The sequence below is a fragment of the Geodermatophilus sp. URMC 64 genome, assembly GCF_053502555.1.
In genome coordinates this window covers 5397863-5410626 of record NZ_CP199955.1, presented here as the reverse complement: position 1 = coordinate 5410626, position 12764 = coordinate 5397863, and the positions used below count along the sequence as shown (strand labels likewise).

The following is a 12764-nucleotide window of genomic DNA, read 5'->3' as shown; positions in this document are numbered from 1 at the left end:
GTGACTGTCCAGTGTGCGTGAAGAAGGCCGACACCGACGCCTGCAGCGGCTCGGGCAGCGTGCGGTACTCGGTGGCGAGCATGCCGCACAGGCACATGCGGTCCCGGCTCAGCACGTCGAGGTAGAGGTCGGCGTAGCCGCGCAGCTTCGCCGCGGCGTGCGGAGCGGTCGCGTCCAGCTCGGCCAGGGCCGCGGCCGCGTACTTGATCGCGACAAAGCACGCTGTCAGGCGGGGACCGCGGCGGCGCCGTCGCGCAGGACCCGGCGCAGGATCTTCCCCGCCGGTGACCGCGGCACCGCGTCGACGATCTCCACGTCGGCCAGCCGCTTGTAGCTCGCGGTGCGGACGGCGGCCCACTCGATCAGTTCGGCCGGGTCCAGGGCGCCGCGCGGGACGACGAACGCCATCGGCCGCTCGCCGGTCCGCGCGTCCGGCCGGCCGATGACCGCCGCGTCCAGGACGGCGGGGTGGGTGACCAGCAGCGCCTCGAGCTCGGCCGGCGCCACCTGGAAGCCGCTGACCTTGATCAGCTCCTTGACCCGGTCGACGACCACCACCTCGCCGTCCTCGGTGACCGTGCCCAGGTCGCCGGAGTGGAACCAGCCGCCGGCGTCGATCGCCGCCGCCGTCGCGGCCGGGTTGCCCAGGTAGCCGGCCATCACCTGCGGCCCGCGGAACCACAGCTCCCCGGTGTCGCCAGGTCGGAGGTCGCCGCCGGTGGCCGGGTCGATGACGCGCGCTTCGGTGGCCGGCACCAGCGTGCCCACCGCGCCGGGCGTGTGGCCGCGGCCGTCGCGCCGGCTGATGGAGAGCACCGGGCTGGTCTCGGTCAGGCCGTACACCTGCACCACCGGCCGGCCCAGCCGCCGCGCGGCCTCCTGCTCGAGCTCGGCCGACAGCGGCGCCGACCCGCAGATGACCAGCTCCAGCGAGGAGAGGTCGTAGCGGTCGACCGCGGGGGCGCGGGCCAGCGCGAGCACGACCGGCGGCGCGGCCGGGAGGACCGTGGCGCGGTGCTGCTCGATCAGCCGCAGGCAGGCGTCGAGGTCGAACCGCGGGAGGGTCACCACGGTGGCGCCGGCGTGCACGGTCAGGCAGATCGCGGCGAAGCAGCCGGCGGCGTGGAAGAAGGGCAGCAGCCCGATCAGCACGTCGTCCCGGCGCAGCTCGACCACGGCCTCGGTCTGGACGACGTTCGCCACGACGTTGCGGTGGGTGAGCTGCACCCCCTTCGGCAGGCCCGTCGTCCCGGAGGAGTAGGGCAGCAGCGCCACGTCGCGGGCCGGGTCGATCCGCACGTCGGGGCACGGGTGCCCGGCCGCGAGCAGCTCGCCGAAGGACGTCGCCCCCTCCGGGGCGTCCCCGAGGACGACGACGTCGGTCGCGCCGGCCGCCCGCGCCCTGTCCACGAACGGCCCGACGGTGAGCACCGTGCGCGCCCCCGAGTCGCGCAGCTGGTAGGCGATCTCCTCCGCCGTCCAGAGCGGGTTGATCGGCGTGACCGCGCCGCCGGCCAGCTGGGCGCCGAGCATGGCCACCGGCCACTCCGGCAGGTTGGGCGCCAGGATCGCCAGCACGTCGCCGCGGCGGAAGCCCCGGGCGGCCAGCGCCCCGGCGAAGCGGCAGGCCGTGCTCTCCAGCGCGGCGAAGGAGACGGTGCGCCCGGTGGGCCCGTCGACGTAGGCGGGGCGCTCACCCCGCGCGGCGGCGCCGCCGAGCAGGAACGCAGGCAGGTCGACGTCCGGGACGGCGACCGGCGGGACGGGGCTGGGGATGCTGGAAGTCATGCGCCGATCCCACGCGCCGGAGGGCCTGTCGCGCCTCGGGGGACGTCCCTAACGTTTGCGGCCCATGACCCGCACGGTTCCGCGTGCCGACCCGCTGCTGGAGCGGGAGGCGGAGGTCGAGGCGATCGTGGCCGCCCTCGACGGCGCCGCGACCGGCCGCGGCGGTGTGCTCGTCGTGGAGGGCCCGGCCGGCATCGGCAAGACCCGTCTGCTCGACGCCGCCCGCGCGGCCGCCGGCGAGCGCGGTTTCCGGGTGCTCCTGGCCCGGGCCAGCCCGCTGGAGCGGGAGTTCGGCTTCGGTGTGGTGCGGGGGCTGCTCGAGCCGGTGGTCCGCGCGGCCTCCCCGGAGGAGCGGGCGGCGCTGCTGGACGGCGCCGCGCGGCTGGCCGCGCCGGTGCTGGACCCGGGCGCGAGCCCGGCGCCCGGCTTCGCCACCCTGCACGGCGTCTACTGGCTGCTCGCCGGGCTGGCGGAGCGGACGCCGCTGCTGCTCGCCGTCGACGACGCGCACGAGGCCGACGGGCCGTCGCTGCGCGCGCTGCGCCACCTCGCGCACCGGATCGAGGACCTGCCGGTGCTCGTTGTCGTCACCGCCCGGCCGGCCGAGCCCGGCAGCGAGGCCGCCGAGCTGCTCGACGCGCTGCTGGCCGAGCCCGCCACCCGCGTCGTGCGCCCCGGCCCGCTGTCGGTGCGGGCGACCGCCGTCGTCCTCCGGCGGGTGTTCGGCACCGACGTCGCGGACGAGTTCGTCACGGCCTGCGCCGCGGTGAGCGGCGGGAACCCGCTGCTGCTCGGTGCGCTGGCCCGCTCGCTGGCCGAGGCGGGGCTGCCGCCGGTGGCGTCGACGGTCGCCGCGGTGCACGACCGGGCGCCGGGGATCGTCGCCGCCTTCGTCCTGCCGCGGCTGCGGCAGCTGCCGCGCGAGGCGCCCGCGCTCGCCCGCGCCCTCGCCGTCCTGGGCCCGGGCGCGCGGCTGCGGCACCTGGCCGCGGTCGCCGCGCTGGAGCCTGAGGAGGCGGCGCGCGCCCTCGACCGGCTGGTCGCGGCGGAGCTCGTCGAGCCGGGGCCGGCGTTCGTGCACCCGCTGATCGCGCAGGCGGTCGCCGAGCACATGCCGGCGGGGGAGCGGCACCTCGCCCACCGCGCGGCGGCCCGCGAGCTCGCCGCCGACGGCGCGCCCGCCGAGGCCGTCGCGGCGCACCTGCTGGAGGTGGAGCCGCTGCGCGACGGCTGGGTGGTCGACCGGCTGCGGGCGGCGGCCCGCGAGGCGCTGGCGAAGGGTGCGCCGGGCCCGGCCGTCGGCTACCTGCGCCGGGCCCTCGCCGAGCCCCCGTCGCCGGAGCTGCGGGCCGCGGTGCTCTTCGAGCTCGGCGACGCCGAGACCCACCTCGGGCCGACGGCGGGCTTCGACCGGCTGGCCGAGGCCCTGGCGGTCACCGAGGGGGCTTCCCAGCGCGCCCGCGTCGCGCTGCGCCTGGCCCGCGGCCTGGAGACGGCGTGGGAGCTGCCGCGGGCGCTGGCGGTGCTCCGGGACGCCGTGCGGGAAGCCGACGCCGCCGCGGATGTCGAGCCGGAGCTGCGCCGGCTGCTCGAGGCGGAGTACATCGGGCTGGCCCGGTCGCGGCCGCCCGTCCGGGCCGACGCCCTGGCGCGGCTCGCCCGGTTGCTGCCCACCGCCCGCCCGGACACCGTCGCCGGCTGCGTGCTGCTCGCGACGTCGTCCGTGGAGCTGCTGCAGGTGCCGGGCAGGGCGCAGGAAGCGGTGGCGCAGGCCCGGGCGGCGCTCGCCGGCATCATCCGGCCGGACAGCGCCTCGTTCGTCACCGGCGTCCTCTACCTGGCCGGACCCGTGCTGGCCGCGGCGGGGGAGCTGTCCGCCGCCCAGGCGGCCGCCGACGCGGCGGTCACCGACGCCCGCGCCCGCGGTGCGCCGGTGGAGCTCGGGGCGGCGCTGGGCTCGCGCGCGGAGATGGCGCGGCGCACGGGCGCGCTGCTCGACGCCGAGGCCGATCTCCGGCTCTCCCTGGACCTCGCCGCCGAGGCCGGGGCGCCCTACCCCCGCCGCCTGCAGCTCGGCATCCTGCTGCCGCTGCTGGTGGACCGCGACGACCTCGCCGCGGCGCAGGCCGAGCTGGACGCCCTCACGCTTCCGCTCGACCACGCGCAGCTGCTCGGCGGGCTGGGCCGGCTGCGCTCGGCCCAGGGGCGGCACGCCGAGGCCCTCGACGCGTTCGTCGCCTGCGGGAAGCGGCTGGAGCTGCGCGGCTGGCGGCACCCGGGGCTGCTGCCGTGGCGCGCGGACGCCGCCCTCGCCCTGCACCGGCTCGGCCGGACGGCGCAGGCGCGGGCGGAGGCCGCCGCGGCGGTGGCCGGGGCGCGCCGCTACGCAGCCCCGGTTGCCACCGGCGTCGCGCTGCGTGCGCTCGGCCAGGTGACCGACGACCGGGACGCACTCGCCGAGGCGGCCGATCTGCTCGCGCCCACCGCGGCGCGGCTCGAGCACGCCCGGGCGCTGGTCGAGCTGGGCGCGGCGCTGCGCCGGGCCAACCGGCGGACCGACGCCCGCGAGCCGCTGCGTGAGGGGCTCGACTTCGCCTCGCGGTGCGGCGCGACCGCGCTGGTGCGGCAGGCGGTGGAGGAGCTCGCCGCCGCCGGCGCCCGGCCGCGCACGCCCCGGCGCACCGGGCTGGAGGCGCTCTCGCCCAGCGAGCGTCGGGTGGCCCGGCTCGCGGCCGAGGGGATGAGCAACCGCGACATCGCCCAGGCGCTGTTCGTCACGACGAAGACCGTCGAGGTCCACCTCTCCGGCGCCTACCGCAAGCTCGGCATCACCTCGCGCACCGAGCTCCCCGCCGTCCTCACCTGAGCCGCCGCCACCTGGCGACATCGGCGATCTCGCCGCCATCAGCCCCGTGATGCGGGCGAGATCGCCGATCTGGCCCGCACTGGCCCCGGGCGGTGTTCGGGCTGGCCCGACCGCCGACCGGCCAGGTGGCGGGATGGGCGCGCGCCCCGCCCGACGGCAGATTCGACGCGGCTGAAACCGCAGACGACAGGGGAGGCGAGCACGTGCAACGCAATCTCGCAGCGCGCATGGGGCGGTGGAGCGCGCGGCACCGGCGGACGGCGGTGCTCGGCTGGCTGGCGTTCGTCGCCCTGGCCATCACGCTCGGCAGTCTGATCCCGCGGGCCGAGCTGACCCGGGCGGAGTCCGAGATCGGCCCTACCGCGCAGGCGCAGCGGATCCTCGACGCGCACGGCTGGGAGGAGCCGGCGTCGGAGATGGTCCTGGTCCAGCGGGCGGACGGCGTCCCCGAGTCGGCGGCGACCGCGGCGCTCACCGACGTCGTCGACACCCTCGGCCGGACCGCCGACGTCACGAACGTGGCCAGCCCGCTCTCCGGCGCACCGCTGGTGTCGGAGGACGGCCGGTCGGCGCTGGTCACCTTCGACATCGCCGGCGACCCCGAGGACGCCGACACCCGGATCGGCCCCATCCAGGACGCGGTCAGCGCGGTGGCCGACCGGCACCCCGACGTCCGGGTGGAGGAGTTCGGCGGCACCAGCGCGGACGCGGCGCTGAACGAGGCGCTCGACGCGGACTTCCAGCGCGCCGAGTACCTGGCGATCCCGATCACCCTCGCCGTCCTCCTGCTGACCTTCGGCGCGATCGTCGCCGCCCTGCTGCCGCTGGTGTTCGCGCTGACCGCGTTCGTCGGGGCGCTGGGCCTGCTGACCTTCGCCAGCCAGCTCTGGCACGTCAACGCCACCGCGCAGACGGTCATGCTGCTGATCGGGCTCGCCGTCGGCGTCGACTACTCGCTCTTCTACCTCAAGCGCGAGCGCGAGGAGCGGGCCCGCGGCGCCGGTCCGGTCGACGCACTCGACATCGCCGCGGCGACCTCCGGCCGGTCGGTGCTGGTCTCCGGGCTGACCGTGATGGTGGCGATGGCCGGGGTCTTCCTCACCGGCTCGGCGATCTTCACCGGCATCGGCGTCGCCACGATCCTCGTCGTCGCCACCTCGGTGCTCGGCTCGCTGACCGTGCTGCCGGCGCTGATGAGCTGGCTGGGCGACCGGATCGAGAAGGGCCGCATCCCGCTGCTGCACCGCCGCACCGCCGGGCCGTCGCGGTTCTGGACGGTCGTCCTCGGCGCGGTGCTGCGCCGGCCGGTGGTCGCGGCCGTGGTCGCCGGCGGTGCGCTGGTCGGCCTCGCCGTCCCCACCGTGGGCCTGCAGCTGCGCAACGAGGGCATCCGCGACCTGCCGCAGGACCTGCCGGTGATCCAGACCTACCACCGCATCGGCGAGGCCTTCCCGGGCGGCTCGTCGCCGGCCGAGGTGGTCGTCGAGGCGCCGGACGTCGCCGCGCCCGAGGTGCAGGCCGCGATCGGCGAGCTGCGCACCCGGGCGCTGGACAGCGGCCGGATGAACGAGCCGATCGGCATGGAGACCAGCACGGACGGCGAGGTCGCGGTCGTGTCGGTGCCCCTGGTCGGGGACGGCGAGGAGCGGGCGTCGGTGGACGCGCTGCACGAGCTGGAGGCCATCGTCGACGACACGGTCGGCCGCGTGGACGGCGCCACCGCCGTCGTCACGGGCGACACCGCCGGGTCGGTGGCCTTCCGCGACCTGATCGCCGAGCGCACGCCGTGGGTGTTCGCCTTCGTGCTGGTGCTGGCGTTCGGGCTGCTGCTTGTCTCGTTCCGCTCCGTCGTGGTCGCGGTGACCGCGATCGTGCTCAACCTGCTGTCCGTCGCGGCCGCCTACGGCACGCTGGTGCTGGTGTTCCAGCACGGCTGGGGCGGCTCACTGATCGGGCTGGACTCCACCGGCGCGATCGTGACCTGGGTGCCGCTGTTCCTGTTCGTGATCCTCTTCGGCCTGTCGATGGACTACCACGTGTTCATCCTCAGCCGGATCCGCGAGGGCTACGACCGGGGTCTGTCCACCCGCGCCGCGATCGCCAACGGCATCACGTCCTCGGCGGGGGTCGTGACCAGCGCTGCGGTCATCATGGTGTTCGTCTTCGCGACCTTCGTGACGCTGTCCACGACGAACATGAAGCAGATCGGGCTGGGACTGGCGGTCGCGGTGCTGCTCGACGCCACCGTCGTCCGGGCGCTGCTGCTGCCGGCGGTCATGCAGCTGCTCGGCGACCGCAACCGGTACCTGCCGCGCTGGCTCGGGTGGCTGCCCGCGCAGCGGCACGAGCCGGTGCCGGCGCCGTCCGTGGAGCGGCCGCGGCCGGTGATCGACGAGCCGCTGGTCCTCACCCGCGACTGACCACCACGATCGGCTGCGGACGCTCGTGCCCTGCCCACAGGAGTGAGCAGGGCACGAGCGCCTGCGGACCGGGACGCCTCCGGCCCACTACCGTGCACGCGTGGTCCTGGCCGTCGTGTGCCTGGTGCTGGCCCTGCGGTGACGGCCGGGGTCAGCCCCGGCTGACGTTGATCCGGGTCGGCTCGGACGGCGGCGGCTCGGCCACCGGGATCCGGACCTCGAGGATCCCGTCCTTGTACGACGCCTCGATGTCGGACTCCCGCGCCCCGTCGGGGATGGGCAGGGATCGGGTCAGCGTGCCGTAGCGCAGCTCGCGGCGGGAGTACTGCCGGTCGGCGCTGCGCTCCTCGGCCCGCCGCTCCGCGCTGATCCGCAGCATCCCGTCGCCGGCGGTGATCTCGACGTCCCGGTCGGGATCGATGCCGGGCAGCTCCGCCCGGACGACGAGGGTGTCGTCGTCGCGGTACTCGTCCACCCGGATCAGGTCCTCCTCCTGCCCGGGCCACTCCGGGCGCCGCATCGGCAGGGTCCGGAACCACTCCTCGAACATGCGGTCGAGCCGGCCGAACGGCGGCGGCCACTCGCTCCTGCGGCGTTGCTCGCTCATGCGATCGCTCCTCTCGCGACGTCCCTCCCGGGAACGAGCGGCCACCGGTGCCGGTGCCGCGAGCGCGCGGGAGCCAGCGCGGCAACGGTTCAGCGCGGGAACGGTTCAGCGCGGGAACGGTTCAGAGCGGGAAGGAGACGTACTTCGTCTGCAGGTACTCGGCCAGGCCCTCGTGCCCGCCCTCGCGGCCGATGCCGCTCTGCTTCACGCCGCCGAACGGCGCCGCCGGGTCGCTGACCACCCCGCGGTTGATCCCGACCATGCCGAACTCGAGCGCCTCGGACAGCCGCAAACCGCGGGCGAGGTCGCCGGTGTAGACGTAGGCGACCAGGCCGTACTCGGTGCCGTTGGCGATCCGCAGGACCTCGTCGTCGGAGGCGAACGGCACGATCGGGGCGACCGGGCCGAAGATCTCCTCCACCGTGGCCGGCGAGCCGGCGGGGACGTCGAGCAGCACGGTCGGCGGGTAGAACCAGCCGGGACCCTCGGGGCGCTCGCCGCCGAGCACCGGCCGGGCGCCGGCGGAGACGGTCTCGCGCACGATGCGCTCCACCTTCTCCACGGTCTCCTGGTTGACCAGGGGGCCGAGCCCGACGCCGTCGTCGTCCCCGCGGCCGACCTTGACCGCGCCCATCCGCTCGGCCAGCCGGCGGCCGAACTCCTCGGCGACCGGCGACTCCACGTAGAAGCGGTTGGCCGCGGTGCACGCCTCGCCGCCGTTGCGCAGCTTGGCCACCATCGCGCCCTCGACCGCGGCGTCGAGGTCGGCGTCGGCGCAGACGATGAACGGCGCGTTCCCGCCCAGCTCCATCGAGCTGACCAGCACCTGGTCGGCGGCCTGCTTGAGCAGGATGCGGCCGACCTCGGTGGAGCCGGTGAAGCTGACCTTGCGCAGCCGCGGGTCGGCCATCGCGGTGGCACCGACGTCCTTGGCGCTCGTCGTGGGCAGCAGGTTCACCACGCCGTCCGGGACGCCGGCCTCGGCGAGCAACTCGGTGAGCAGCAGCGCGGTCAGCGGGGTCTCCTCGGCGGGCTTGACCACGCTGGTGCAGCCCGCGGCCAGCGCCGGGCCGAGCTTGCGGGTCAGCATCGCCGCCGGGAAGTTCCACGGCGTGATCAGCAGGCAGACGCCGACCGGCTGGCGGACGACGACGGTGCGGGTGCCCCCGGCCGGCGCGATGCGGTAGTCGCCGTCGATGCGCACCGCCTCCTCGGAGAACCACCGGAAGAACTCGGCGGCGTAGGTGAGCTCGCCGCGGGCGTCGGTCATGGTCTTGCCGTTCTCGCGGACCATGAGCAGCGCGATGTCGTCGGCGCGGTCGAGCATCGCCTCGAACGCGCGGCGCAGGATCTCCGACCGCTTCCGCGGCGGGGTCGCGGCCCACCCGGGCAGCGCGGCGGAGGCGGCGTCCACCGCGGCGGTGGTGTCGTCGGGCGTGGCATCGGCGACGCGCGCCAGGAGTGAGGCGTCGGCGGGGTCGTGCACCTCGAACGTCGCGCCGCCTCCGGCCGGGCGCCACTCGCCCCCGATGTAGAGGCCGGTCGGGACGGGGCGGCTCAGGCCCGGGACGTCGGCGTACAGATCGGCCATGACGACCTCCTCGGCTGGGGTGCCCCCATCCTGCGCCTGTCCCACGTGCGGGTGCAGGTCGGTCAGCCGGCGCGGGCGACGTCCCGGGTCGCGGAGACGCGGACGAGCGCGGCCACCGCCGCGGGGTCGTCGGCCATGGGCACGTGCCCGCACCCCGGCAGGCTCGCCACCCGCGTGCCCGGCGGCAGCTGGTCGATCCGGTGGTAATCCCGGCGGATCAGCAGGCGGTCCCGCGAGCCGAAGGCGACGGTCACCGGCGCGCTGAACGGCGCCCCCGCCGCGTAGTGCCGGTGCAGGGTCGCCGCGAAGGCCCCGTCGAACCCGGGCGCCGTCGCCAGGGCCCGCAGTGCGGCCTTCGCCTGCGCCGTGCTCACGCGGGCCGGCCGGCCGTGGGTCTGCCCGAGGACGGCGATGCGGGCCGCCCGGGTCTCGACGGCGCGGGTCCTCCCTGTGCGGTGGTGCCAGGAAGACGCGCGACCGGGCGGACGTCACACGGCTTCGTCGGTCCCGGGATGAGGGGCGGGGGGCCGGTCCTGACGGTCTGGCCGCGTTGGTCGGTCCACCGAGCAATCGGTGGCCACTCATTGCCGGCTGCCCCCGCCCACACACACTGTGAGCGCCGTCACTCGCCCGGGTCAACCCCCGTCGGCGTGTCCGTGCGCCCCGGGCGTGTCTCCCGCTTTATCGGGACAAAGCACCTGCGCTTTATCCCGATGAAGCGCAGGTCAGGCGATGCGCCGGAGGACGGCGGGGGAGAGCTGGTCGACCCGCGTGTGGCCGGTCAGGCCGAGGGTCAGGTCGAACTCGCCCAGCACGTCCTCGATCACCTGCCGCACCCCGGCCTCGCCCGCGAGCGCCAGCCCCCAGGCGAACGGCCGGCCGAGCAGCGCGGCGCGGGCGCCCAGCGCCACGGCGGTGAAGACGTCGGCCCCGCTGCGGATCCCGCTGTCGATGAGCACCGGCACCCGGTGGTCGACCGCGGCCACGACGTCGGGCAGCGCGTCCAGGGCGGCGATCGAGCGGTCCACCTGCCGGCCGCCGTGCGTGCTCACCACGACGCCGTCGACACCCTCGTCCACGGCCCGCCGGGCGTCGTCGGGGTGCAGGATCCCCTTGAGCACGATCGGCAGCCGCGTCCGCGCGCGCAGCCACGCGAGGTCGGCCCACGAGATCGACGGCCGGGAGTAGATGCCGAGGAAGGTCTCGACCGCGGCCCGCGGCAGGGGCGAGCGGAGGTTCTCCAGCAGCGGCCCCGGCCAGGACCGCGCCATCCCCACCAGCGCCCGGACGGCGGACGGCGTCGGGAACGGCTGGCGGTCCCGCGCCGCCGACGCCCCGGGCTGCGCCGGCGCGGGCGTGCCGGCGACCCGCTGCTCGACCAGCCGGCGGAACACCGGGTCGGAGGTGTACTGCGCGATGCCCTTGCCGAGGGCGAACGGCAGGTGGCCGAGATCCAGGTCGCGCGGCCGCCAGCCGAGCATCGTGGTGTCGAGGGTGACCGCGACGGCGTCGCAGCCGGCCGCCTCGGCGCGGGCCAGCAGGCTCTCCACCAGCTCGTCGGAGGTCGACCAGTAGAGCTGGAACCAGCGCGGTGCGTCGCCCATGGCCGCGGCGCAGCTCTCCATCGGCACCGACGCCTGGTTGGAGAAGACCATCGGCACGCCGGTCGCGGCCGCCGCCCGGGCCACGGCGAGGTCCGCCTCGGCGTCGACCAGCTCGAGCGCGCCCACCGGCCCCAGCAGCAGCGGCGCGGGCAGCCGCCGTCCGAACAGCTCGACCGAGGTGTCCCGGGCGCTGCAGTCGCGCAGCACCCGCGGCACGATCGCCCAGCGGTCGAACGCCGCCCGGTTGGCCCGCTGGGTCGCCTCGTCGCCGGCGCCGCCCGCGACGTAGGAGTAGGCGCGCGGGTTCAGCTTCCGCTTCGCCAGCCGCTGCAGGCCGCGCGCCGTCGTCGGCACCCGCGGCCGCCGTCCGTACACGCCCGCGCGGTAGACCGCGTCCTGCCGCCGACGTCCCATGCCCGCTGCCGAGTCCACGCACCGCACCGTAGTGAGCGCCGGCCCGGCGGGCTTCCGGACCCGGCCCGTCCCGGTTTCTGCCGACACGCCGCACGACACGCCCGGAGAGGCCGTAACGGCCGGACAACTTTCCGTCACAGCCGTGCACAATGGGCGGGCCGGCAGCTCAGGGGGATCCCGCGGCAGGGAACAGGGCGCGGCAGCAGTTCGAGGGGGACGCCGTGCCGGCCAGGCCGACGCCGAGCAGTGCGCGCAGGACGGCGGCACTGCTGGGACTGCTCCTCGGCGCCGGCGTCGCGCTGGCCCCCGCCGCCGCGGCGGTCGACGACCTCACGAAGCCGGACTACCGGCTCACCTCCGGCCCGAACTGCCACCCCGGCGGCGTGCAGATCGAGGTCGTCGCCGGCACCGGGCCCTACGCGGTGGTGCTCGCGACCACCCGGCAGCCGGACGGCGAGGACTCCGCCGAGCTCGCGCCGGGCGAGACCGTCCTCCTGCAGACCGGCGACGTCGACTGGGGCGAGACCATCGACAGCCGGCTCGAGTTCACCGCGCTCGACGGCTCGGGGGAGACCTTCGCCGACGACCTCGTGCCGTACAGCTTCACCCGGCCGGCCCAGGAGGACTGCGCCGCGATCGCCCCGCCCGGGGCCTCCGGTCCGGCGACGGTGCCCGCGACCACGGACGGCGGCGTCGCGGCGGAGGCGCCGGCCGGGGGACTGGACCTGCAGGCCGACGTCGCCGTCGCCGACGTCCCGGGTGTGCGGGTGACCCGGCATGGGTCGCCCTGGGCACCGGCCCTCGCCGGGATCTCGCTGGTCGGCGCCGCGGGCGGGCTGGTGCTCGAAGGCGCCCGCCGGCACCGTCGGGGCACGCCGACGGCAGGCGCCTGACGCCACTCCAGGGGACGATGGGATCGTGCACTCGGCCGAGGACGCGCTGGCGCGCGGAGTTCCCCGCGACACCTCCAGCCTTCCCGGCGCGGACCCGCTGCCGGCGGAGACGTGGCTGCGCATCGTCCAGGTGCACGACCGCATCACCCACCGCGTGGACTCCGCGCTGCACCGCCAGCACGGCCTGTCGCTGACCGGCTTCGAGGCGCTGCGGCTGCTCGCCGAGTCGCCGGGTGAGCGGGCCAGCATGGGTGAGGTCGCCGAGGCGCTGGGCCTGTCCCGCCCCGGCGTCACCAGCACGATCACCCGCCTGGTCGAGGAGGGGCTCGTCGTCCGCGAGCGGGCCGAGGAGGACAAGCGGCTGCTGCACGCCCGGCTCACGCCGTCGGGACGGCAGCGCGTCGACGCCGCCGTCCGCACGCACGACGACCTCGTCGCCCACCTGCTGACCCTGCTCGGGGACGACGCCGCCGTCGTCACCAACGCGCTGGCCCGGGTGTCGGCGGCCGCGCGCTCCCGCCGCTGACCGACCGTCACGGACACGCCGCGACGGCGGTTGGGACTCACTCTCCCGGGTAGCC

General features: G+C 76.3%; 9 protein-coding genes. 4 read left to right on the top strand and 5 right to left on the bottom strand.

Features of this window, described 5'->3' with window-relative positions:
* Positions 1-225 precede the first annotated feature (225 nt).
* Entirely contained in the window at positions 226-1788 is a 1563-nt protein-coding gene (locus ACWIYF_RS26530; RefSeq protein WP_448625818.1) for an AMP-binding protein, read from the bottom strand.
* Positions 1789-1852: 64 nt separating this feature from the next.
* On the opposite strand from ACWIYF_RS26530, the gene ACWIYF_RS26525 reads away from it, so the two are divergent.
* The gene (locus ACWIYF_RS26525) at positions 1853-4654 is read left to right on the top strand and encodes a helix-turn-helix transcriptional regulator (protein WP_448625817.1); all 2802 of its coding nucleotides are present in this window, start codon (positions 1853-1855) and stop codon (positions 4652-4654) included.
* Between the two features lie 203 nt (positions 4655-4857).
* The gene (locus ACWIYF_RS26520) at positions 4858-7074 is read left to right on the top strand and encodes an MMPL family transporter (RefSeq protein WP_448625816.1); all 2217 of its coding nucleotides are present in this window, start codon (positions 4858-4860) and stop codon (positions 7072-7074) included.
* A gap of 151 nt (positions 7075-7225) precedes the next feature.
* On the opposite strand, the gene ACWIYF_RS26515 is transcribed toward ACWIYF_RS26520, so the two are convergent.
* The 4 genes from ACWIYF_RS26515 to ACWIYF_RS26500 form a co-directional block, all read right to left on the bottom strand.
* Complete coding sequence (locus ACWIYF_RS26515) at positions 7226-7681, bottom strand: Hsp20/alpha crystallin family protein (RefSeq protein ID WP_448625815.1); 456 nt, start codon at positions 7679-7681, stop codon at positions 7226-7228.
* Between the two features lie 121 nt (positions 7682-7802).
* Positions 7803-9272, bottom strand: a complete 1470-nt coding sequence (locus ACWIYF_RS26510; RefSeq protein WP_448625814.1) for an NAD-dependent succinate-semialdehyde dehydrogenase — start codon at positions 9270-9272, stop codon at positions 7803-7805.
* 62 nt (positions 9273-9334) lie between these two features.
* Complete coding sequence (locus ACWIYF_RS26505; RefSeq protein WP_448625813.1) at positions 9335-9646, bottom strand: alpha/beta fold hydrolase; 312 nt, start codon at positions 9644-9646, stop codon at positions 9335-9337.
* Positions 9647-9997: 351 nt separating this feature from the next.
* Positions 9998-11308, bottom strand: a complete 1311-nt coding sequence (locus tag ACWIYF_RS26500; protein ID WP_448625812.1) for an alpha-hydroxy-acid oxidizing protein — start codon at positions 11306-11308, stop codon at positions 9998-10000.
* A 203-nt stretch (positions 11309-11511) separates the two neighbouring features.
* On the opposite strand from ACWIYF_RS26500, the gene ACWIYF_RS26495 reads away from it, so the two are divergent.
* Entirely contained in the window at positions 11512-12183 is a 672-nt protein-coding gene (locus ACWIYF_RS26495) for a hypothetical protein (RefSeq protein ID WP_448625811.1), read from the top strand.
* Positions 12184-12208: 25 nt separating this feature from the next.
* Positions 12209-12709 (top strand): MarR family winged helix-turn-helix transcriptional regulator, encoded by a 501-nt coding sequence (locus ACWIYF_RS26490; RefSeq protein ID WP_448625810.1) that lies wholly within the window; start codon positions 12209-12211, stop codon positions 12707-12709.
* Positions 12710-12764 lie beyond the last annotated feature (55 nt).